Origin of the sequence: Gilvimarinus algae, assembly GCF_030518215.1 — a bacterium.
Classification (GTDB): Bacteria; Pseudomonadota; Gammaproteobacteria; order Pseudomonadales; family Cellvibrionaceae; genus Gilvimarinus; species Gilvimarinus algae.
The window spans coordinates 30,753-53,882 of sequence record NZ_JAULRT010000027.1; the positions used below are offsets into that span (position 1 = coordinate 30,753).

General features: G+C 57.6%; 20 protein-coding genes. 10 read left to right on the forward strand and 10 right to left on the reverse strand.

Translation table 11 applies throughout. From position 1 onward, the window contains the following. The first annotated feature begins 59 nt into the window (after positions 1 to 59). Positions 60 to 1,061, forward strand: a complete 1,002-nt coding sequence (gene ahr, locus QWI16_RS00495) for an NADPH-dependent aldehyde reductase Ahr (protein WP_302710751.1) — start codon at positions 60 to 62, stop codon at positions 1,059 to 1,061. A 63-nt stretch (positions 1,062 to 1,124) separates the two neighbouring features. On the opposite strand, the gene QWI16_RS00500 is transcribed toward ahr, so the two are convergent. Then, positions 1,125 to 1,343, reverse strand: a complete 219-nt coding sequence (locus QWI16_RS00500; protein WP_302710752.1) for a hypothetical protein — start codon at positions 1,341 to 1,343, stop codon at positions 1,125 to 1,127. A 103-nt stretch (positions 1,344 to 1,446) separates the two neighbouring features. After that, complete coding sequence (locus tag QWI16_RS00505; protein WP_302710753.1) at positions 1,447 to 2,238, reverse strand: alpha/beta fold hydrolase; 792 nt, start codon at positions 2,236 to 2,238, stop codon at positions 1,447 to 1,449. 172 nt (positions 2,239 to 2,410) lie between these two features. On the opposite strand from QWI16_RS00505, the gene QWI16_RS00510 reads away from it, so the two are divergent. Further along, entirely contained in the window at positions 2,411 to 5,737 is a 3,327-nt protein-coding gene (locus tag QWI16_RS00510; protein WP_302710754.1) for an MHYT domain-containing protein, read from the forward strand. Next, positions 5,734 to 6,723 (forward strand): response regulator, encoded by a 990-nt coding sequence (locus QWI16_RS00515; protein ID WP_302710755.1) that lies wholly within the window; start codon positions 5,734 to 5,736, stop codon positions 6,721 to 6,723. Before QWI16_RS00510 ends, QWI16_RS00515 begins: the two co-directional genes overlap by 4 nt. Here QWI16_RS00515 and QWI16_RS00520 read toward each other — a convergent pair. The 7 genes from QWI16_RS00520 to thiI form a co-directional block, all read right to left on the reverse strand. Next, positions 6,720 to 7,070, reverse strand: a complete 351-nt coding sequence (locus QWI16_RS00520; RefSeq protein WP_302710756.1) for a VOC family protein — start codon at positions 7,068 to 7,070, stop codon at positions 6,720 to 6,722. The genes QWI16_RS00515 and QWI16_RS00520 overlap by 4 nt on opposite strands. Positions 7,071 to 7,118: 48 nt before the next feature. Beyond that, positions 7,119 to 7,895 carry a hypothetical protein gene (locus QWI16_RS00525; protein WP_302710757.1) on the reverse strand — a complete coding sequence of 259 codons (777 nt, stop codon included), beginning with the start codon at positions 7,893 to 7,895 and terminating at the stop codon, positions 7,119 to 7,121. A gap of 407 nt (positions 7,896 to 8,302) precedes the next feature. Then, positions 8,303 to 9,631, reverse strand: a complete 1,329-nt coding sequence (locus QWI16_RS00530; RefSeq protein ID WP_302710758.1) for a glycoside hydrolase family 2 TIM barrel-domain containing protein — start codon at positions 9,629 to 9,631, stop codon at positions 8,303 to 8,305. Between the two features lie 131 nt (positions 9,632 to 9,762). After that, complete coding sequence (locus tag QWI16_RS00535; protein ID WP_302710759.1) at positions 9,763 to 10,215, reverse strand: SRPBCC family protein; 453 nt, start codon at positions 10,213 to 10,215, stop codon at positions 9,763 to 9,765. A gap of 155 nt (positions 10,216 to 10,370) precedes the next feature. Further along, positions 10,371 to 12,194: a translational GTPase TypA gene (gene typA, locus QWI16_RS00540; RefSeq protein ID WP_302710760.1), complete on the reverse strand. Its 1,824-nt coding sequence runs from the start codon at positions 12,192 to 12,194 to the stop codon at positions 10,371 to 10,373. A 131-nt stretch (positions 12,195 to 12,325) separates the two neighbouring features. Continuing rightward, positions 12,326 to 12,790: a hypothetical protein gene (locus QWI16_RS00545; protein ID WP_302710761.1), complete on the reverse strand. Its 465-nt coding sequence runs from the start codon at positions 12,788 to 12,790 to the stop codon at positions 12,326 to 12,328. A gap of 11 nt (positions 12,791 to 12,801) precedes the next feature. Continuing rightward, positions 12,802 to 14,271, reverse strand: a complete 1,470-nt coding sequence (thiI, locus tag QWI16_RS00550) for a tRNA uracil 4-sulfurtransferase ThiI (RefSeq protein ID WP_302710762.1) — start codon at positions 14,269 to 14,271, stop codon at positions 12,802 to 12,804. Positions 14,272 to 14,665: 394 nt separating this feature from the next. Here thiI and glnA point away from each other — a divergent pair, with 394 nt between their 5' ends. The 7 genes from glnA (at position 14,666) to QWI16_RS00585 (ending at position 21,634) form a co-directional block, all read left to right on the forward strand. Next, a complete protein-coding gene (glnA, locus tag QWI16_RS00555) occupies positions 14,666 to 16,069 on the forward strand; it encodes a glutamate--ammonia ligase (protein WP_302710763.1) in 1,404 nt (467 codons plus the stop codon). A gap of 49 nt (positions 16,070 to 16,118) precedes the next feature. Next, positions 16,119 to 16,712, forward strand: a complete 594-nt coding sequence (locus QWI16_RS00560; protein WP_302710764.1) for a DUF4124 domain-containing protein — start codon at positions 16,119 to 16,121, stop codon at positions 16,710 to 16,712. 213 nt (positions 16,713 to 16,925) lie between these two features. After that, a complete protein-coding gene (gene glnL / locus QWI16_RS00565) occupies positions 16,926 to 18,029 on the forward strand; it encodes a nitrogen regulation protein NR(II) (RefSeq protein WP_302710765.1) in 1,104 nt (367 codons plus the stop codon). Next, positions 18,016 to 19,437: a nitrogen regulation protein NR(I) gene (gene glnG / locus QWI16_RS00570; protein ID WP_302710766.1), complete on the forward strand. Its 1,422-nt coding sequence runs from the start codon at positions 18,016 to 18,018 to the stop codon at positions 19,435 to 19,437. The genes glnL and glnG overlap by 14 nt, the downstream gene beginning before the upstream one ends. A gap of 112 nt (positions 19,438 to 19,549) precedes the next feature. Further along, positions 19,550 to 20,911 carry an alanine/glycine:cation symporter family protein gene (locus QWI16_RS00575; protein ID WP_502552979.1) on the forward strand — a complete coding sequence of 454 codons (1,362 nt, stop codon included), beginning with the start codon at positions 19,550 to 19,552 and terminating at the stop codon, positions 20,909 to 20,911. Between the two features lies 1 nt (position 20,912). Next, the gene (locus tag QWI16_RS00580) at positions 20,913 to 21,158 is read left to right on the forward strand and encodes a DUF2164 domain-containing protein (RefSeq protein WP_302710767.1); all 246 of its coding nucleotides are present in this window, start codon (positions 20,913 to 20,915) and stop codon (positions 21,156 to 21,158) included. Beyond that, positions 21,155 to 21,634, forward strand: a complete 480-nt coding sequence (locus QWI16_RS00585) for a GNAT family N-acetyltransferase (RefSeq protein WP_302710768.1) — start codon at positions 21,155 to 21,157, stop codon at positions 21,632 to 21,634. Before QWI16_RS00580 ends, QWI16_RS00585 begins: the two co-directional genes overlap by 4 nt. Before the next feature lie 46 nt (positions 21,635 to 21,680). Here the strand turns inward: QWI16_RS00585 and QWI16_RS00590 are convergent, their stop codons facing one another. Then, on the reverse strand, positions 21,681 to 23,015 hold the full coding sequence (locus QWI16_RS00590) for an OmpP1/FadL family transporter (protein ID WP_302710769.1): 1,335 nt from the start codon (positions 23,013 to 23,015) through the stop codon (positions 21,681 to 21,683). Positions 23,016 to 23,130: the final 115 nt, after the last annotated feature.

Consider the following 23,130-nt stretch of genomic DNA (forward strand, 5'->3'; position numbering starts at 1 on the left):
ACAAAAAAGATTTACATAATAGGCGTTCACGCCCCATCGCACTAGACAAAGGAGGAGTTATGATCAAAGCCTACGCCGCTCAAGGCGCCGGAGAAGCACTTGCGCCCTTTGAATACGACCCGGGCCCACTGGGCCGGGATGAAGTGGAAATCAATGTGGACTCCTGCGGCCTGTGCCACAGCGATATCAGCATGCTCGACAACGAATGGGGGTTTACCCAGTACCCCTTTGTCCCCGGTCACGAAGTGATAGGCACAATTGCCAAAGTGGGCTCTGACGTCGCCAACCTGAAGTCGGGTCAGCGCGTTGGGCTGGGCTGGCACAGCGGCTACTGCAATGACTGTCAGACGTGCAACTCTGGCGATCACAACCTCTGCGCCAGCGCTCAGCCGACCATCGCCGGACACCACGGAGGCTTCGCCGAAAAAGTGCGCGCTCAGGCAAAAGCCGTGGTGCCCCTACCCGAGGGGGTAAACCCCGACACAGCCGGCCCGCTGTTTTGCGGCGGCATCACCGTCTTCAATCCTCTGGTGCAGTTTGATGTGCCGCCCACCGCGAAAGTCGGTGTTATTGGGATTGGCGGGCTGGGGCATATGGCCGTCAAGTTTCTCAACGCCTGGGGCTGCGAAGTCACCGCTTTCACCTCCAGCGACAGCAAGAAAAAAGAGGCCTTGGAAATGGGCGCACACAAAGTGCTCAACTCTAAAAGCGCGGGCGAACTGGAGGCCGCGGCAGGCTACTTTGACCTGCTCCTCTCCACTGTAAACGTGAAGCTGGACTGGAACGCCTACCTCAACACGCTGGCGCCCAAAGGTCGCCTGCATTTTGTCGGCGCCACGCTCGAGCCTCTGGATATTGGCGCCTTCAGCCTGATCGGCGCTCAACGCTCAGTATCGGGCTCGCCCGTCGGAAGCCCGGCGACCATCAAAAAGATGCTCGACTTTGCCGCGCTTCATCGGATTGAGCCGACCACCGAGTACTTCGCCATGAGCGAGATCAATGAAGCGATTGCCAGGTTGCGCGATGGCAAAGCTCACTACCGCATTGTGCTGAAAAACTAAACCCGAAAGGCCGGCGGCTCGCACTGCGAGTCACTGGCCGCGAATCAGGCGCGCACGACTGTCTTAGTCGCGCTCCACTTTGATGGTGTCGGAGCGCACCCAGCCCCTGTCCTCCATACAGCCGTCGCGACCGGGAACGGAACCTGGATTCGCCGACTCACAGGCGGCAAAGTCGTCCTCGTAGCCCTCGCGCTCACCGTCTTTGATGTATCCGGGCTTGTAGTGAACACCCGAACAGGCCGCCAAGAGTATCGCCGCCACTGCCACACCGACCTTTTTCATAGAATCTCCTGTTACTGTGATTGAAAACCCGCGGGCCCGATGCCGAGCCCGAGACCCTTTAAAAGGTTGAAGTCATCGCCACCTGATAGTCAAAGGTGCTGAACTATTGCGGCGCAACAACACTGAACTCGCCCGCAGGCGCTGCCGGCTGCCAGGCGGCCATTCGCTCCAGTAGCCACTTCGGCGCATCCAAAGCAATATCATGCCCGGCGGTGTCGTGCACCACCAAAGCGGCCGACAAGTACTCGGCCAGGCGCACAGAGCACTGGTGGCTGACCATGCGGTCCGCTTTGCTGGTGGCCACCAACACCGGGCAGCGGGGTTTTTGCGTAAGCTGATAGCGACCCGCGGCCTTTAGCTGGCGCAATAGGTTTGCCTTGCTCACCGGCCGCTGGCTCTGGATCTCCTGCCACGCCCGTATCAAAGCTTCATCGTCACGGCGTATATTGCTCACCATGCGAACAATGCGCCGCTCGCAGCGAAGGGCGTCTTGATCGAACAAGCACACCAGTACCGTCTTCAAGCTGGCTACCTTTAGTCGCTGCCGGATCGGGCTCAAACGGCTACTGGCGTTAGCCAGCACCAACGCCTGAACACGCTCGGGCTCATGCACTGCCCAGTCGAGCGCGACCATACCACCCAGAGAAATGCCCAGCAGCGAAAAGGGCTCCCCGGCAGGCAGTTGCTGCATGAGCTGCTCCGCTGCCGCTTGGCGCAGCCCTTCAATGGACTCCGGCGAGCGCTCTCGATATAAGCGACCGCTGCCGGGCAGGTCCAGGCAGATTACCCGGGCGCCCAAGGTTTGCGCACAGCGCTCGGCAAAGTCGCCCCAGTGGGCGGCCTCGCGCCCGAGCCCCCTCAGCAGCACCCAACAGGGCCTGGAACTGTCCGTCATTGACCAATCTCCGATCGTCTTGTGCCATTGTCCATTTAAGCCGCCGCCGCGTATCAAGAAAGCTGTGCGGGTAACGCAGTGCCCTCATTGGCGCATTTTTAATAAATGCAGCTACACTGTGTTATAAGGGTAAGGCCTGCGAAGAGGCCCTCAACATCTCTACCGAGGTCTTATGCTGTCCAGCTTTTTCACCACCGAGCACGACCCTGCCTTGATTCTCAGTGGTGTCTACAATGGCAAGCTGGTGGCGCTGTCAATTTGCACGGCCATCTTTGCCAGCTATTTTACGGTCTATTTACTGGATCTCGCCCAGAAAACCCCTTTTGGCTCCTACCGCAAGGTGGCCAGGGTGACCGCGGCCGTGCTTATGTCCGGTGGCATTTGGAGCATGCACTTTATCGGTATGCTCGCCTTTTCCCTGTGCACACAGATCAGCTACGACCCCACTATAACCTTTTTATCCTTTCTGCCGGCGCTGCTGTCCTGCCTGTGCGCTATTTTTTTACTCTCGCACAAAGCCAACCTCATATCGCTGAGCCAGGCGGCCGTGCTGCTCGGCGCGGGCATAGGGACCATGCACTACAGCGGCATGGCGGCAATGGAGCTGGCGCCGCTGCTGCGCTATGACCCCGTGACCTTTGCGTTGTCGATTGTGGTCGCGGTCGGACTGTCGTTCGTCGGGCTTTTCTCTCGCTTTTATCTACCCCGTTTTATACCCGGGCTCTCTTACCAGCAGAGCCGGCTAATCTGCGCGCTGGTACTGGGGCTGGCAGTGTCGGGTATGCACTATATGGGTATGCTGGCCACACGTTTTATCAGTACGGGCAAAGCCGCTGCGGGGCAGGGCGTGGTCGACTCGGAGCTGTCTTTTATCGCCATCAGCGTTGCCTGCGCCACCGTGCTGCTGACCGCGATAGTAGCGGCTATCAATTGGCTGGTTCGCTACCGTTTGCTGCTCGCGGAAAAGTCGGCCAGCGAATCGCGAATGAGTGCCATATTGTCCACGGCCGTCGACGGGATTATCACCATTGACCACAGGGGGCGGATTCTCAGCGCCAACCGCTCGGCCGAGAAGATTCTGGGCTACACCGACGCCGAGCTCATTGGTCAGAGCGCCGGGCTTCTGACATCGGGGGGCAATGCTCAAGCGGCCCTTTGCCAAATCGATGACAGCCCCCCTGATCTGGCAGACTATATCGGCCGCAACCGCGAAGTGACAATCGCCGACAGGCAAGGGCGCAAGGTGTCCATTCGCCTCGGCCTGGGCAAGGTCCAACAGCCCACGCAAACACCGCTCTACGTCGCCTTTATTACTGACCTGACCGAGCAGAAAAAGCTGCAACAAAGCTTGCTCGAAAAAGAGCAGCAGTATCGCTCGCTGATGAACAACCTCCCTGGCGTTGCCTTTCGCTGCCAAATTAACGAGCAGTGGAGCATGATTTTCGCGAGCCCCAGCATTGCAGAGCTCACAGGCTTTGCCCTGGAGGATTTTCTCTCGCGCAAAATTGAAATGGGCGATCTGATTTGCAAAGACGATGAAGCCACCATTGAGGCCGCCATCGGCCAAGCGATTGCCAATAAAACATCCTACTCTCTGGAGTACCGCATCACCCACCGCAATGGGCATACCCTGTGGGTGCTTGATCAAGGTTGCTTTACGTTTGACGACGACGGACAACCCTTGTGGATTGACGGTGTCCTGATTGATATCACCGAGCGACATGAGTATGAAGAGCAATTGAAAATGGCCAAGACCGCCGCCGAGCAAGCCGCCCAGGCCAAGCAGGCTTTTCTTGCCAATATGAGCCATGAAATCCGAACACCGATGAACGCCATCATCGGTTTTAGCGAAATTTTAATGGAGAGCCCGCTGGAGAAAGATCAACAAAGCCACCTGGCCACCATCAACCACTCGGCGCGCTCGCTGATGCATCTTTTAAATGACATTCTCGATTCTGCCAAGCTGGAAAAAGGCAAACTCAGCATCGAGCCCGAGCACTTTGCTATTCGCGATTTGCTCGACACCCTTGTCTCCACTTTCTGGCTCAACGCCAAGCAAAAAGGCATTGATCTGCAGCTCGACATTGCGCCCGATGTAGCCGAAGTCTACTACGGCGATGCCAATCGCATTCGTCAGGTGTTGACCAACCTAATCGGCAATGCCGTGAAATTTACCGAGCGTGGATCCGTCATGGTGCGGGTGAACCAAACACACAATGACGAGCTGTATTTTGCCGTAGAAGATACGGGCATTGGTATTGAACAGGAGCGTATAGACGCTATCTTCCACCCCTTTGAGCAGGCCGATAACACCATGACCCGCCGCTTTGGCGGCACAGGCCTGGGCACCAGCATCAGTAAGCAACTGGTCGAACTCATGGGTGGCCAGCTGGCGGTCATCAGCGAGCCAGACAAAGGCAGTCGGTTTTTCTTTAGTCTGCCGCTGGCCAGGGGCGATGCCAGTCAGCTGCCTTCGGCGCCGACCGATCAACTCGTCCAGTTGCCACCGCTGAATATTTTGGTGGTCGATGACATTGAACAGAATCTCGAGCTTTTGTCACTGCTGCTATCGCGCCACAACCACCGGGTCATGACCGCCGCCAATGGGTTGGAAGCGCTGGCGATGTTCGCCAAGAACACCTTTGACGTAATTCTTATGGACATCCATATGCCCGAGTGTGACGGCATACTGGCAACCCAGCGCATACGCGAACGCGAAGCTCACACGGGGGCGGCGCGCACCCCCATTATTGCGCTCACCGCCAGCGTTCTGCAGCAAGACAAAATAACCGCGCAGCAGGCCGGCATGGACGGCTTTGCCACCAAGCCGGTCAACCCCAGTGAGCTCAACCGGGAAATCGCCAATGTGTTAGGGCTGGCAACCGATCACCCCAGTGCAACCGCACCCGGGCGCTCTCACACGGCCATTGATTTTACCCAGGGCGAACTGCTCTGGGGCAGCCGCGCCAAACAACTTGAGCAAATAAACGAGTTTTTTCACGCCCAGCTGGGCGCACTGAAAAGTCTCTGCGAGCCGCCTTACCCAGAGCCCCCAGAGGCGAAAGCACAACTACATGCACTCAAGGGCGTCAGCGGCAACCTCGGGTTAACTCGCCTGAGCCAACTGCTGGCGACGCTCGAAAGCACGCAGGACAAGGAGCTCTACCAACGCACTGCTCAACAAATACTGGACGAAACCGGCAACATACGCGCGCTACTGAATGACAACCGCCCAGAAGCAGCGGCACACGCAGAGCCAAGCGACAGCCTGCCCCCTGAAGCCCTTGCGCAAATAACCACGCAACTTCTGCAAAAAGCCGAAAGGGCCGAGGTGGACGAGACGCTGCTACATACCTTGCAAGCGCACAGCCCCGTGCAGATAGCCCCTTTGGTGGCGCAAGCCATCAAAGCCTTTGAAGAGTTCGAGTTCAGCGCGGCCAGTGAACAGCTGTCCGCTATACTGTCCGCAGTCAAGGCGTTGTCGACGGAGCCAGAGTGATTAGCCACACAGAGAAACCGCGTATTCTGGTGGTGGATGACGAACCCACCAACCTAAAAGTCATGCAGCGCGCGCTGGCGGAGCACTATCGCCTGTCTTTTGCCAAGTCGGGTCAGGCAGCTCTCGAACTGGTGGCACAGGAAGCACCCAAACTGATATTGCTGGATGTCATGATGCCGGGGATGAGCGGCATCGAGGTGTGTCAGGCACTGAAAAGCCAAGCGGACACGCGTCATATCCCGGTTATTTTTGTAACGGCCCTGAGCGATGATGACGACGAATTTGCCGGCTTCGCGGTCGGTGCTGTGGACTATATCACCAAGCCAATCAAACCGGCTCTGGTGCGCGCCCGCATCAACACTCACTTATCTTTAGTGCAAGCCGAGCAGTTAAAGCGCGCCCACGTGGACCTGGTGCACCGGCTTGGCAGCGCCGCCGAATACAAGGATACGGATACCGGCGAACACATCATCCGCATGAGCAAATACAGCAAGGCTCTGGCGCTCGCCTATGGGATTAACGAAGAGTATGCCGAGCTGATTCGCCAGGCGGCGCCCATGCACGATGTGGGCAAAATCGGCATCCCGGATGCGATACTGCTAAAACCCGGTCGGCTGACTGAAGCAGAGTTTACGCAAATCAAGGAACACACGACCATTGGCGGGAAAATTCTGGAGAACTCCGACTCGCCGCTGATTCAGCTGGCGCACCTGCTGGCTATGGAGCATCACGAAAAGTGGGACGGCAGCGGCTACCCACGAGGCCTGAAAGGCGAGGCCATTTCCATAGAGGCCCGCATTGTCGCCATTGCCGACGTATTTGACGCATTAACGTCCAAACGCCCCTACAAGGACCCCTGGCCGGAAGAGCAGGCTTTTGCCTGGATTGAAGAGCAAGCCGGCTCGCACTTTGACCCGACGCTGGCCGAATGCTTTGTGTCCATCAAGGAGTCGCTGCTGCAAATTAAGCGCAACCACAGCCGCTAACGGGCTTGGAGCTCGGTAATATGCCAGAGCTCTCCTGCTGGCCCCCACAGGTACACGACTCTCCCCCAAGGCTCGTTTTTGATGGGCTCGAACCTGAAATCGTGTCCCTCGATAGCGGCAACCGTGCGGTAGGCCTTTTCAATGTCCGGCACAATCAGTTGCAGCATCAGATTTTCGGCAAAGGCTTTGTCATAGTAACGCTGGAGGAAGAAGGTCGACTTGCCGAGTTCAAAAATGGACAAGTCATTGGAGGCTTTCGACATGCGAAAGCCCAAGGCCTGATAGAAAGCCTGTGAAGCCTCGTAGTTTTTACTCGGGATAAATACCCGAATATCGTCAACGTCCATCCTCGCTCCTTTATGAGCAGCTCCAGGTAAAAACCGGCAAACCACCTGCTAGGAAAGCAGTGTGATAACCTCTTGTACGGCCTGGGCATCGGCATCCGCGACTTTTTTCCCAAAGCCCATAAACCCGCCTTTTGGCTGGGCAATTTTCTCCGCCAGCTGCCGCAAGAATTCCAGATACTCGTCGCCATTGGCGTGCTGAAAATCCGATTGTAGCACCGACCTTGACTCAGCGATGTCCCGCTTAAGGTCCAAAGCCCCCTGCTCCATCAAGCTAAAGTAGTGCTCTGCATTGTTCACCGCCATCTGAATACAGGCTACCACTAACGGGTTTTTCGATTTAAGCCCCTCGCCCAGGGTGGCGACAAAAGCATCCATCTCCTTGGCATCGATCCTCCCGTCAGCGGCGGCAATTTTCTCAAAGATCGCAAAAGGTGCCCGGCACAGCGGCTGAATCAGCTCTTCTGTATCATTGCGTGCGCCCTCAGACAGGGTTATTCGGTAGTCCAGCTCGCCAGCCACTTTTACATTACCGTGCTCTTCATACTCGGGTGCCAGGGAGTATTGCTGAACAAAATTAAACGCTCTACCGGAAATACCGCAGCCCGCCTCGACGACAATAGAATCTCTTTTATGACCATCAAAGGTGGTAAAACCATCTTGGACGATGGCGTAGGCCACCAGGTCATCGGCCAGCTTATCGATAGCGGCCTGGGCCATAGACGAAACCTCGTCCGGTGCTTTTGTGGCGAAGCGCTTAATGCCGCTTTTTCCGTTTTTCGTCAGAAAAAGTGCAAAGGGGGTAAAGCTCTCCTTGGTTGTTTTCATACCTTCGGCGGCGAAGTCAATCGCCTGTAGGCCGGGGCCTGCTGACTCTCATTAAGTCCAGCCTGTTTCGGCTAAAAATTTGCCAATCAAGGCAAGAGGAGTGTTGTTTGGTGGTTCCAAATAAGCGACGACTAACGCAGAGTGGCGGATTTTTAGCCGTAACCCGAAGGGCTGGGGCCAGTTTTGCCACCAGCGTTGTTGCCGCTCTCTTATTTGGAACAACCAAACTTCGTTCACGGCGCCTAGCTGGAGACAAAACTGGCTTCCAGCAGGTGTATTTAATGAGAGTCAGCAGGCCCCACTTTCATACCTTGCTCGGACAGCAGCGCTTGCTCAGTCATAGTGATTCCTTTTCTCTTCGTCTCCCTTGAGGCGGCCTTTAGCAGCGCCGCCGCACCAAGGGCTCTCTATTTAACGTAAAACGGGAAATTGGCGTTACCCACCTTGCCCTTGCCATCGTAGGTGTAGGAGAAAATCCGGTAATCCCCCCGCTCTTTGGGAGCGGCGAACACCAGCTTACCGCCCGACTCTGAGATAATCTCCACAGGCAGTTCATCGGGTTTTTGCTCAAAAGCGCCGCCCTGGCTTCGGGTTTGCACCTCTTTCATCAGTACCCACTCATAGCGCAGCGGATCTGCGTCAGGTTCGGTCACCTCTACGGTCAGCTCGGCGCGCTCGCCCGGCTTGAGATAGACGTTTTGTTCGGCCCGCTGACCGTTCAGGGTAATGCTCATTGCCAGGGGCGCACGATTGTCGGGGTACTCGCCGGTCCAGTAACGGGCCAGCTCGTCGATGCGTGCATTGGGCTTGCCATCGGCGTTGAACATGCCGTACCAGGTCGGCGTGCGCTCTTGCTTCTGGCCCCACAAAAAGGCATAGGACCCGATCACCTGACCGGTAGGGTTGCCATCGAAGGCTGAGCGCATCCGCTCAGCTAAGGTTTTGGCCTTGATGCCGCTGGGCTCCTCAATCTCGCGACCCCACTCAGTGGCTGGTCGCTCCCAGTGCCCGATGGCGCCGTACTCGGTGACCATGTAGGGCTTGTCCACCCCCACCTGGCGGATGATTTCCGGCAGGTTAGCCACATCGGCATAGAGCTGAACGGAAATAAAGTCTACCTCTGGCGTGTATTTGAGAGCCGTTTGAATGTGATCCCGGGAGGCGCCGGCAAAGGTGTAAGTCACCGGGTGATGAGGGTCTTCGCGGTGGATGTACTCGATCATATCGTTGATGGCCACGTACACCTTGGGATTGACGTCTTTTAGTGAGCCGTCATCGTTGATAAGCAGGTTCGGCTCATTGGCGACCACCCAGGCGAGCAGATTGGGGTGATCCTTGTACTTTTGCACTGCCGCTTTGAAACGCTCAAACTGCTCGGCGACGGCCGCTTCGTCGTTGTAATCAAAGCCGTGCAGCTCTTTTTCGGTGTCAAAGCCCATGGCCACCATGATGTCGTGCTCCGCGGCCGCGGCCAGCACCTCATCGGCGTCGCGCGTACTCCAGGTGCGCACGCTGTTGCCGCCAATCTCCACTAACAGTGGGAAAGACTCGATGGACGAACCGCCCACCCCTTTGACGTCAAAGGGCTCGCCGTTGACCGTGAGCTGATACACGCCCTGGTGTTTAACGATGTCAACGTCTTGAGGGCCGGAGCCGGATTTGTCGGCCGCCTGGGCACAGACACTGGCGGACAGAAGTGCCGCAAAAGCGGTACGGAGAAAAGTGCAGTGGAGCATACATCTACCTCTATTGTTTTTTGCCATCAAAGCAGATTCAACAGAAGCACGCGCCCCACCTAGCCCGCAGAGATAAAGTGGGACGTTCAATTGCCGCCGGGGAAACCCGAACCTCGCCCACTTTAGAGCAGTCAGGCCCCGCCGGCGGGAATTTCGGGCTCGACCAGCTTGGCCATCAGCGCCAGGGACTCCTGCCAACCGAGGTAGCAGGCCTCGGGCGGGATCATATCCGGCACATTCTCCTGAGTAATGTGCACCTCGGTGCCGCAGGAAACAGCGGCGAGGCGCACCGTCAGGAGCATTTCACCGGGCAGCTGCTCATCGTCAAAACGGTCAGTCGAGCGAATCAGCTCGCCCGGTACCAATTCCAGGTAGCACCCGCCAAAGGTGTGACTTTGGCCGTTTGAGAAATTGGTGAAGGACATACGAAACCGGCCGCCTTCGCGGGCATCCAGCTCATGCACTGTAGCGGTAAACCCATTGGGCGGATTCCACTTGGCAATGGCAGCCGGTTCAAGAAACGCTCGGTAAACCCGCTCGGGCGGAGCCTGAAAGACGCGGTGTAGCTTGATGGTGTTGGGCACGGTGGCACCTCCTGTCTGTTAAGAGTCTTTCCCTATCATCGAACGGTGATCGAGCTTTTCGACATCGAAGCTACTAATTATCCTCCAAACGGGGAGCCCAAAACGCAAAAAGCCCCGCAGAGCGGGGCTTTTTGGCTAGGGCAGACTTCGCGAATTTACTTTTTCGCGCGCTTGCGCTCATTTTCAGTGAGCAGCTTTTTGCGCAGGCGAATCGACTCGGGGGTCACCTCCACCAGCTCATCGTCCTCAATAAACTCCAGCGCCTGCTCCAGGGTGTGCTGAATGGGCGGTGTGAGAGTCAGCGCTTCGTCCGTGCCGGCGGCGCGCACGTTGGTCAACTGCTTGGCCTTGGTGGGGTTAACCGCGAGGTCGTTGTCGCGCGAGTGAATACCAATGATCTGGCCTTCGTAAATATCCGCGCCATGACCCAGGAACAGGCGGCCGCGGTCCTGCAGGTTGTACAACGCATAGGCCAGGGTCTTGCCCTTGACCATGGACACCAGCACGCCGTTGTGGCGGCTGACCACTTCACCGGCCTTCACCGGACCATAGTGATCAAAAATGCTGGTCATAATGCCTGAGCCGGAGGTCATGGTCAGGAACTGACCGCGAAAACCGATCAGGCCGCGCGAGGGAATCAAAAACTCCAGCTTGATGCGGCCCTTGCCGTCCGGCTCCATGTTGGTCATTTCACCACGGCGCAGACCCAGCTCTTCCATAATGGCACCTTGATGCTGCTCTTCCACATCAATCACCACCTGCTCGTAGGGCTCGTGGATTTCGCCGTCCACTTCTTTCTGAATCACCTCGGGGCGGGACACGCCCAGCTCAAAGCCCTCGCGGCGCATGTTCTCGATCAGCACAGACAAGTGCAGCTCACCGCGGCCAGACACCACAAATTTGTCGGGGCTGTCGCCTTGCTTTACCCGCAGCGCCACATTGTGGATCAGCTCCTGATCCAGACGCTCCTTGATGTTGCGGCTGGTGACAAACTTGCCCTCTTTACCGGCAAAGGGCGAATCATTGACCTGGAAGGTCATGCTCACCGTGGGCTCGTCTACAGTCAGTGCGGGCAATGGCTCGACGTTGTCGGGGGCGCACAGGGTGTCGGAGATGTCCAGGCCATCAATACCGGTCAAGCAGACGATATCACCGGCGGTGGCGCGGTTGGTGTCGACACGCTCCAAACCGTGGTAGCCCATTACCTGCAGCACTTTGGCTTTTTTGGTACCTCCGGCGCGCTTGGCCACCACCACTTGTTGGTTAGGGGATAGACTACCGCGCTTAATGCGACCAATACCGATCACACCCACGTAGCTGTTGTAATCCAGCGCTGAAATCTGCATCTGGAAATCGCCGTCCACATCCACATTGGGCGCCTTGACGTGCTGGGTAATCATTTCAAACAGCGGGGTCATGTCGTCGGCCAACTGATCCGGCTCCGGGCCGGCCACACCATTGAGGGCCGAGGCGTAAATAATCGGAAAATCCAGCTGCTCGTCGGTGGCGCCCAGGCGGTCAAACAAATCAAACACCTGATCCACCACCCAATCGGGGCGCGCACCGGGACGGTCAACCTTGTTGATAACCACAATAGGGTTCAGCCCCTTTTCGAAGGCTTTTTGCGTCACAAAGCGGGTTTGCGGCATGGGGCCATCGACGGCATCCACCAACAGCAGCACCGAGTCGACCATGGACAGCACCCGCTCCACTTCACCGCCAAAGTCGGCGTGTCCGGGGGTATCCACGATGTTGATACGGTATTCATTCCAGCGGATGGCAGTGTTCTTCGCCAGAATGGTAATGCCGCGTTCACGCTCCTGGTCGTTGGAGTCCATGATGCGCTCGGCGCCTTCGTCGCGTCGATCGAGCGTGCCGGATTGGGACAAAAGCTTGTCCACCAGCGTGGTCTTGCCGTGGTCAACGTGGGCGATAATAGCGATATTACGCAGATTGGCGATGTCGGATTGGGTGGTCACAATGTGGTCTCAATGCGTTGGGAAATGGCGGCGGCGTCTGTTGGGGCCGCTGAAAAGGCGCGCATTATAACGATCTAGGGTGACGACAGGAATCAAAAAGATCAGTTTTTAGGCGTTTTTCCGCAAAACCTTTACAAACCGAAGTAATTGGTGGCCTCTTCACCGTCTGGCCCGATCTGTTCTTCGCTGTCGCCGGCGAACTGAAAGCGCTCGATCTTGCCGCTCTGAGCGTAGACAAAACAGCTGACAAAGAGCTCGCGGGTGGGGCCGACGCGGTCGGAGTCGGCGTAGATATCCGCCTCGATAAAGATCTTGAACAGCCCTTCTTCATCGTCGCGCCGGCTGCTGCGACTGTCCACATGCAGCACCCGGATGCGCCCTGAGAACTTGCGCTGCATATGCTCCTTGCAGACCAGCTGGGCGTCGGTCATGGTGGCGTGCTTGTAGTTGAGCCCAATGGCCTCGCCCATCTTCTGGCCAAACTCACCCATGGGCACACCGGTAAAGTAGAGGGTGGAGCCAATGGACAGAACAATAATGCCGGCGGCGATCAGAATAAAAACGATGAGCTGCCCCAGGGGCGTTTTCCGTGACATACAGCGGGTCTCTAGGGCCGGTAGACACCAATATTGGTGTGTCCATCATCCGCCAGGTGCGAGGCGTGCAACTGGCTCATAATGCCCTTATCACAATACAAAAAGTAGGACTTGTCGATATCCAATTGTGCCAGCGCCTTGTTCAACGTGTAAAAAGGGATTTTCAGTACAGGCGCATCGGCCAGGGCCAGCGGTTTTAACGACTCCTCATCCGGGTGACGGATATCAATCACCACAGCGCCCGGCGGCAACTGGTTAACCACCGTCAACTCGACAGAAGCGTCTACAGACTCGGCCAGCTCGCGCACATCGGCCACCCGGTACTCGGACACCGCCTGCTCCAGCACGGCAAAGTCAAACTTTTCCTCGGCCACCTGCACCTTGTCCATCCGCGCCCGGGTGGTCGGACGCACCGAAATCACCCCACAGTACTCTGGCATACTGGCGGCGAAGGTCTCGGTACCTATGACCCGAGAGATATCGATGATCTCGCCCTTGTCCATGGTGATCAGCGGACGCAGCACCAGAGTGTCGGTGACCCGGTCGATCACACTCAAATTCGGCAGCGTCTGGCTGGACACCTGGGCGACGCTCTCGCCAGTAACCAAAGCCGGTAACTTGAGGGTCTCGGCTACCTGGCTGGCGGCGCGCAGCATCATGCGCTTGAGCACCACCCCCATATAGGCGTTGTCGACGTGTTGCAGTATTTCGCTGACCACCCCTTCAAAGGGCACGGTAATAAACTTCACCGGGTGGGAGGCGCCGTACTTGTGCCAGAGAAAATAGGCCACTTCCTTCACGCCTAGCTCGTGCTGACGTCCGCCGAGATTAAAAAAGCAAAAGTGGGTGCGGATACCGCGCTTCATGGTGAGGTAGGTGGACACCGTGGAGTCAAAGCCACCGGAAATCAGCGACAGGACCGACTCCTGCGAGCCGAGCGGAAAACCACCGAGACCGGGGGTTTGGCTGGAGACCACAAACAGCCGCTCGCCCTTGATTTCCAGGCGCACGGTCACATCGGGTTTGCGCAGTTCAACACCGGCATTGTCCGTATGCTGGGCCAGGCCACCGCCCACGTAGCGTTCCACATCGTTGGAGCCAAACTCATGGGTGCCGTTGCGTTTGACGCGCACACAGAACGTCTTACCAGCCAGTTTGCCGCGCCAGCAACTGAGGGTATCCTCAAAAATCTGCTGCAGATCCCCCAGGGGAAACTCCAAAACCCGCAGAAAACTGCCAATCCCGGGCGTGTGAGCCAGCACCTCGGCCACCCGCGCCTCGCGCCGGGCCGCCTCTTGCGGCTCCAGGTCTCCGTCGTCGGCCCAGACTTCGACTTTCTCCCAATCGCGATCGACCTTGATGCCGGGCCCGATCTCGGCCACGAGCAGCCGCAAGTTGTCGCGCAGCTGCTTGATAAAGCGTTTGCGCACCGGCGGACTCTTGATAATTATTTCCGGGAAGACCTTGACGATGAAATGCATGAGAGCCTACTGTAAGCGCGCGGTAAAAGCGCGACATTATAATGCAAGGGCGGGGGCGAAACAAAAGATCGCCAAATGCGACTTGCACCATAATGAACCACTAATACGTGCATTCGCACCAATTTGGTTCGCGCCACTTCTGCGGGAGCTGAGCTTGTGAGTCGCAAACCTCGCCAAATCGAGCGGGGAGGCCACCTCAACTAATGGCACAGTTCTTGCCCTAACCCCGGGACACGAATGAGTCGCCCGGCTCAAACTCCTGCTTGAGCGCAGTAGGGTGCAAACACTGGCAGAGCCATGGCCCCGCCAGTCGGTTTAATTTTTAATGTTAACGTCCTTTGCCCGTAGGCTTTATAATCCCGAGCCCGCAGGCATTACAAATTGGAGGCATTCAATGTCTAAAACACTGGAACTGATCAAAGAACACGAAGCTCGCTGGGTTGATATGCGCTTTACCGATACCCGCGGTAAAGAACAGCACGTCACCATCCCGGTTTCCGCCTTGGACGACAGCTTTTTTGAAGAAGGCAAAATGTTCGATGGTTCTTCCATCAATGGCTGGAAAGGTATTAACGAGTCGGACATGATCCTCATGCCCGATGACGAAACCTCTGTTCTCGATCCGTTCTCTGAGGACTCTACCGTTATCATCCGCTGCAACATTGTGGAGCCTTCCACCATGCAGGGTTACGACCGCGACCCACGCTCTATCGGTCTGCGCGCTGAAGAGTACCTGAAGTCTACCGGTCTGGGTGACACCGCTCTGTTCGGCCCCGAGCCAGAATTCTTCGTCTTTGACAGTGTTCACTGGGCAAGCGAAATGGGCGGCGCCTTTTACAAAATCAAATCCGAAGAAGGCGCCTGGTCTTCCGGCGACACTTTCGAAGACGGTAACGCCGGCCACCGCCCACGCGTAAAAGGCGGTTACTTCCCCGTACCTCCGGTCGACTCTCTGGCTGACCTGCGCTCTGCCATGTGTAACGCCATGGAAGCCATGGGCCTGGAAATCGAAGTACACCACCACGAAGTGGCGACTGCCGGTCAGTGCGAAATTGGTGTTGGTGCCAACACCCTGACCAAAAAAGCCGACGAAGTGCAAATCCTCAAGTACTGCGTACACAACGTGGCCCACGCCTACGGCAAAACCGCGACCTTTATGCCCAAGCCGCTGATCGGCGATAACGGCTCTGGTATGCACGTTCACCAGTCTTTCTCTAAAGACGGTGTTAACCAGTTTGCCGGTGACGACTACGCTGGCCTGTCTGAAACTGCCCTGTTCTACATCGGCGGTATCATCAAGCACGCCCGCGCTCTGAACGCTTTCTGTAACGCCTCTACCAACTCCTACAAGCGTCTGGTACCTGGCTTTGAAGCCCCGGTTATGCTGGCCTACTCTGCGCGCAACCGCTCTGCGTCTATCCGCATTCCGTTTGTGACCAGCCCGAAAGCCAAGCGTATCGAGACCCGCTTCCCCGATCCGACCGCCAACCCCTACCTGTGCTTTGCAGCTCTGCTGATGGCCGGTATCGACGGCGTTCAGAACAAGATCCACCCAGGTGAAGCCGCCTCTAAAGACCTGTACGACCTACCGCCGGAAGAAGAAGCGCAAATTCCAACCGTTTGCTCAAGCCTGGAGCAGGCTCTGCAAGCACTGGAAGAAGACAACGACTTCCTGCAGGCCGGTGGCGTGTTCTCGAAAGACTTCATCGATTCTTACATCGCCCTGAAGCGCGAAGACATCCAGCGTCTGCAAATGACTCCACACCCTGTTGAGTTCGATATGTACTACAGCGTCTAAGTCAGAGCCGGCACCTTGTGCCAAAGCTCACAAAAGGGCCCGGTCAGCGATGACCGGGCCCTTTTTCTTTGTCGGTGAACGCGTTATCTTTAAGGCTCATTCGGCACTGACGGACCCCACCATGACCCGCACGCTCCTGCTACTGATTGCCTGTTTGAGTTTCGGCGCACGCGCCGAGGTGTATAAATCGGTCGACAAGTACGGCAATGTCACCTACACCGACGACCCGAGCAAGGCCGCCCGCAGTGGCGAGACAACCGAGAAGGTCCAGGTGCGCCCTACCAATCTGGTGCCGGGCGGTAAGCCCATCGATCTGACCGACGAGACGCAAGAGGAACCAGAGCAGGAGTACCCGGACTATCAGGTGCAGATCGTCAGCCCCACCAACGAGTACACGGTCACCGCGGGGCAGCGGGATCTGGTCATCGCCGTGAGCACCCAAGTGCCCTTGCAGGCGGGCCACCGCTTTGCGTATTACATGGACGGAGAACGGCTCAATACCACCACGCTCAACAATCACTCGATTCGTGAAATTTTCCGCGGTCAGCATACCCTAAGAGTCGATGTGGTCGATGCCGATGATCAAACCATCACCAGCAGCGAGAGCGTCACCGTGTTTGTGCACCGCCCGTCCATCAACTGACACCCGCAAGCCCCAGCCCCGCTCAACCAAAGGCGTGCAGCCTGCACGCCCTCAAACAACGCATAAGCACTAAAATTGTGCAAAAATAAATGTATTCGCGCTATGCATACGGCGAAAACGCCCATTTTTCGCGCCTTTTTGCGTTGGTTTGCTTATTGCATAGTGCACCTTCATAAACCACCGCACAGCGGCCCCTTGGAGTATTGAACGCCTGTGACACCCCGAGACATTCACAAGCCTCTGCTGGACAGCCTGAGCACGGCCATCATTTTGCTGGACAGCCACCTGCAGCTGTGCCACATGAACCCAGCGGCCGAGGCATTGCTCTCTATCAGTAATGAACGCTGTCAGGGGGAGCCCATTACCCACTTTTTCCACGAGTCCGCGGAAACTCCGGGTGAACTGCTGCACGCGGCCAACAACGCCAATCACTACACCAAGCGCCACGCCGAATGGCAGCTGCTCAACGGCGAGCAAATCACCGTGGACTACACGGTCACCCCTTTCACCGACAACGACGGCCTGGTCATTGAAATCCTGCCGATAGATCGCCTTTTGCGCATTTCCCGCGAGGAAATGCTCACCTCCTCTCAGGAGACAACGCGGGTATTGATTCGGGGCATGGCCCACGAGATCAAAAACCCGTTGGGCGGTATTCGCGGCGCGGCCCAGTTGCTGGCCCGCGAGCTACCCAACAACGACCTGCAAGAGTACACAGGCATCATCATCGATGAGGCCGACCGGCTGCGCAACCTGGTCGATCGCATGCTCGGCCCGAACCAGTTACCGGAAATGGGCAGCGTGAACATTCACGAGGTGCTCGAGCGTGTGGCCACCATGATCCGCGCCGAGAGCGACGATGGCGTGCGTATCGTGCGCGATTACGACCCGAGCATTCCCGACATTCACGGCGACAAGGAGCAGCTCATTCAGTCACTGCTGAATATTGCCCGCAACGCCATGCAGGCCATGACCGAGCAGGGCACCCCCAACCCGACGCTGACCCTGCGCACTCGGGTGCGACGCCAATACACCATTGGCCGCCAGCACCACCCGCTGGTGGTGCACATGGAGGTCATCGACAACGGTCCGGGCATACCCGAGGACATGATCAAACAAATTTTCTACCCCATGATTTCCGGCCGCGCCGAGGGCACGGGCCTGGGGCTGACTATTTCACAGCACTTGATTCACCAGCACAACGGCCTGATCGAGTGCCACAGTGAACCGGGAGAAACGCGCTTTGGGCTGTTTCTTCCCATGGAACCCACTTCGACTAACCCTACACCTGTGAGAAATCGCCATGCAGAAGTCTAATCGCGTATGGATTATTGATGACGACCGCTCAATCCGCTGGGTATTGGAGAAGGCGCTGCAGGGCGCCGGCATCGATACCCGCACCTTCGACACTGGCGATGCGGCGCTGCACCAGCTGTCACGCGAAGTGCCAGACGCTATTGTCAGTGACATTCGCATGCCGGGCGTCGACGGCCTGGGCCTGTTGTCCACGCTGCACACCAACCACCCCGAAGTGCCGGTGATCATCATGACCGCCCACTCGGATCTGGACAGCGCCGTGGCAGCCTATCAGGGCGGCGCTTTTGAATACCTGCCCAAGCCCTTTGATGTGGACGAGGCCGTCGCGGTTATGCAGCGCGCACTGGCCCACGCAGAGGAGCAAAAAAGCGAGCGGGTGCACACCAACACCGTCGAGATCGACACCGAGATCATTGGCGAAGCGCCGGCCATGCAGGAAGTTTTCCGAGCCATTGGCAGGCTGTCACAATCAAACATCACCGTACTGATCAACGGCGAATCCGGTACCGGTAAAGAGCTGGTCGCCCGCGCCCTGCACCGCCATAGCCCGCGGCGCAATGAGCCGTTTATTGCCCTGAACATGGCCGCCATTCCCAAGGACTTGATGGAATCCGAGCTGTTCGGTCACGAAAAGGGCGCCTTCACCGGCGCCGCCACCCAGCGCCAGGGCCGCTTTGAGCAAGCCAATGGCGGCACGCTGTTTCTGGATGAAATTGGCGATATGCCGGCCGAAACGCAAACCCGATTGCTGCGGGTACTGGCCGACGGCGAGTTCTACCGCGTGGGCGGCCACACCCCGGTGAAGGTGGACGTGCGCATCATTGCCGCCACCCACCAAGACCTGGAAAACCTGGTCACCGACAACCGCTTTCGCGAAGACCTGTTCCACCGCCTGAACGTGATTCGCATCCACATCCCCAAGCTCGCCAACCGCCGCGAGGACATACCCAAGCTGGCGCAGTTCTTTTTGCAAAAAGCCGCGGGCGAACTCAACGTGGACACCAAAATTTTGCTGTCGGAGACCGAGGACTTTCTCTGCAGCCTGCCCTGGCCCGGCAATGTGCGCCAGTTGGAAAACACTTGCCGCTGGATCACCGTGATGGCCTCAGGGCGCGAAGTGCACACCGAAGACCTGCCGCCCGAACTGATGGACAACAAAGAGGGCAACGCCCCCGCCGATGACTGGGAAAAGGCACTGCGCCACTGGGCCGATCAGGCACTCGCCCGCGGCCATCATCAGTTGCTGAGCGAGGCCGTGCCCACCTTTGAGCGCGCTCTCATTGAAACCGCGCTCAAGTACACCGCCGGGCGCAAGCGGGACGCGGCCAACCTACTCGGCTGGGGTCGCAACACCCTGACCCGCAAGCTCAAAGAACTGAACATGGCCGGCGGGGACGATCCGGCCTGATCACCACCTCCGGGGTGCACCGCGCCCCGGCTCGCTGCGCCAAAGGGCGCCGCCTCTGACGCCCAAGCCTGCACATGCTACCCTGAGCTAAAACGACGGGGGCCCTCAGAACGTGGAAGCACTGACCGAACAATTTGTCGCCTTTATGTGGGGCCTGCCGCTGATTCTGCTGTTGGTCGGCGGCGGCCTGTTTTTTCTTGTCTACAGCCGCGGCTTGCCCTACCGCCATTTTCGCCACGGGCTAAGCATCCTCACCGGCCGCTACGACAACCCCACCGATCAAGGTACCCTGAGTCATTTCCAGGCGCTCTCCACAGCGCTGTCCGGCACCCTTGGGCTCGGCAATATCGCCGGCGTGGCTCTGGCAATAGCGGCGGGTGGTCCCGGCGCCGTCTTCTGGATGTGGCTGACGGCCATTGTCGGCATCGCCACCAAATTTTTTACCGCCACCGCCGCGGTCATGTATCGCGGCCAGGATTCGCTCGGCCAGCTGCAGGGCGGCCCCATGTACGTGATTCGCGAAGGCCTGGGTAAAAAATGGCTGTGGCTCGCCTTTTTCTTCGCCTTCGCCGGCCTGTGCGGCACCCAACCGATTTTTCAGATTAATCAGCTGGTGGCCATGCTGCGGACCTCTCTGGCCTACCCCTTAGGGCTGGCTACTCAGGAGGCCCACTTCGCGTTTGATGTGAGCGTGGGCCTGATTAGTGCCGCTCTGGTTTTCTGTGTCATCAGCGGCAACTTACCGCGAATCGGCAAGGTAACCGCCAAGCTGGTGCCCGCCATGGTGCTGGGTTACCTGTTCATGACCGCGGGCGTCTTGCTCACCCACATCGGCGAGATTCCCACCGCTTTCGCCCTGATCTTCAACGATGCGTTTACCGGTCAGGCAATCGCCGGCGGCGCGCTGGGCAAGGTGATTCAGGTAGGCGTAAGCCGCGGCGCCTTCTCCAATGAGGCTGGCATAGGCACAGAGTCCATGGCCCACGGCGCCGCCAAGACCAACGCTCCGGTGCGCGAGGGCCTGGTGGCAATGTGCGGTCCGGTAATCGATACCCTTGTGGTCTGCACCTGTACCGCACTGGTGATCTTAATGACTGGCGTCTGGCAAAGCAGCGAAGCGGACGGCGTCGCCTTGACGGCCACTGCTTTTGCTTCAACCTACGGCAGCCTCGGGTCAGTGCTGCTCACCGTTATGGTGTTTTTCCTGAGCCTCAGCACCATCATGACGTTCTGGTACTACGGTGCCAAATGCCTTGGTTTTATGATCGGCGCCGAGCGCCAACATCACTACATCTGGCTCTACTGCCTGCTGATTGTGCTCGGTAGCATCGGCTCGGTCACCGCCATTTTTAATTTCCTGATCGGTATGTACGCCGCTATGGCCATACCGACCATGGTTTCGGCGCTGCTGCTGTCACCAAGGATTATGGCCGAAGCCCGCCGTTATCTAAACGACCTTAGGGAAAAGCCCTGACATGAAATTTTCCAAAGAAGAGAAAGACATACTGACACAAAAAATCCAGTGGTATTTTCGCGAGGAACTCGACCGAGATATCGGCAGTTTTGACGCACAGTTTTTACTGGATTTTTTCAGCGAGGAAATTGGCCCCTACTTTTACAATCGCGCGCTCTATGATGCGGCCGCACTACTGACCGACAGAATGGATTCTCTGACCGATGCGCTGTTTGAAATCGAAAAAGTGACGCAGTACAAACGGTGATTAAAATTCTTAGTGCCGACTACGGCAACCCTCAACACAGCCACGACATTCTTGCACTGCTGGACGCCTATGCGCGCGACCCTATGGGTGGCGGGAAACCGCTGACGGACTTTGCCCGCGCTCACCTGGTCGCCGGGCTGGCCAATCACGGCGGCATAAGCCTGCTCGCCTACCGCAATAACCAAGCCATCGGATTGCTCAACGGATTTGAAGGATTCTCCACCTTTTCCGGTAAACCGCTCATCAACATCCATGATCTGGCGGTGCTTAGGGAGCATCGCGGCCAGGGCGTTGGTCAAGCCCTGCTGAGCGCGATAGAAGCAATTGCCCGCGAACGCGGCTGCTGCAAGCTGACGCTCGAAGTATTGAGCGGCAATGCCGTCGCCGCCGGAGCCTATCAAAAATTTGGCTTTAGAGGTTATGAGCTCGACCCGAGCGCAGGCCGGGCCGAGTTTTGGGAGAAGAAACTTTTGTGAGAAAACAGGAGGCAGCTTTACCAGCCGCCTCCCGCGGGCTCGCTTATCAGAACCGCCAGTTGAGCTGCACACCCAGAATATCCACTGAGCTGTCAAACTCACCTGCCAGGGTCGCCTGAGTCCCCACCGGGGTGGTTTCGGTTTCGAGCAGCTCGGCATCGTCCACCATCAGATGGGCGTAGCTGACATCCAGAGACAGGGTTTGAGACAGGGGCCAGTGAAAGCCGGCAGCCAGCCAGGTACGGTCGGCGTCGGGAATGCGCGCACTGACGTGCTCGGGATTATCCTGCGGTGTCTCATCAAGTGCCACGCCGAAGCGCCAATTAAACTCACCGGGCGCGCCTAGAGTGGCGCCGAGTGCGTAGCGCATGGTGTCATCGTAGCGCAGATCGAGCTCGTCCACCGGCGCGCCGTTGTCGGATTTGACCACGCCAATGGCTTGGATGCTGCTCCAATTGGTTTGGGAGATATCCGCGTGAAGGGCAAAAGAAGGCGAAAGCCGCTGACTGATGCTCAAGGTCAGGGTATCGGGGAGCTCCACCTCCGCTTCAATGTCTCCCTCAAGCATGCTCAATGCGCCGGCGCAAAGGGTCCCGGTGGTGGGAGCAGGTGGTGCGCCTGTGGGATAACCGGCGCCCGGTGCGCAAGCGGCGTTGTACTCAAAACTCGCGTCACCCTCGAGCTTGTAGTCACCGCCCTGACGCCAGAGCAAACCTATGCTGGTGTTCTCCGAGGGGGTGAACAAGACACTGGCGTCGAGCAGAAAATCATCGTCGTCGCCTTTGATCTTCGCACTGCTGTCGGTCGCCGTATTCGGCGCCAGGCCAAGGCTTGAGTCCACCTGATTTTCCAAAGTGGCCTCAATGGTCTGGTAGTTCACGCCCAGGCCAATAGCGAAGGCATCGCTGATCGCCCAGGAGGTAGTGACATTAAAGTTCACCACCTCAAGCTCACTGTCGGTGGCAGAGTAGCGACCCACCCAGTCCTCATCAAACCGGCTCGCCAGGCCGAAAGGCGCGTTGATCCCCACACCCACCGCAAAACCGCCGGACAGGGGGATCACCGCATAGAGGTTGGGAATATAACCGTACTCCTCCGTGGAGCCGTCGGTGCCAGGGTAAGTGGAACCGTTGTCGGTAAAGGTGGCATCGGTGGCCACCACGTTCAGCCCACCTGTGAGGCTCAGCCCCTCAAGCTTACTCATGCCCGCCGGGTTAAAAAAGACCGTGGTGGCATCGGTGACGTCCGAGGCCGTGCCCGCAAAGGCCTTACCCAGCTGGGCCGGGCTTTGCTCAAGCAGTTGAAAAGACGCACCGTAAGACAGTCCCGACAGGGACGCCATGGCCGCAACCAGTGAAACTCTTTTAAAATTATTATGCATTGATCAATCCTCGTTTAGATACATCTGGACATAATTCGAAGATGCTCTAAGCGTAGCAGATACCCAGAAAAAGTCAGCCACAGGCAGCGACCCAGATCACAGTGCCACCTTTATT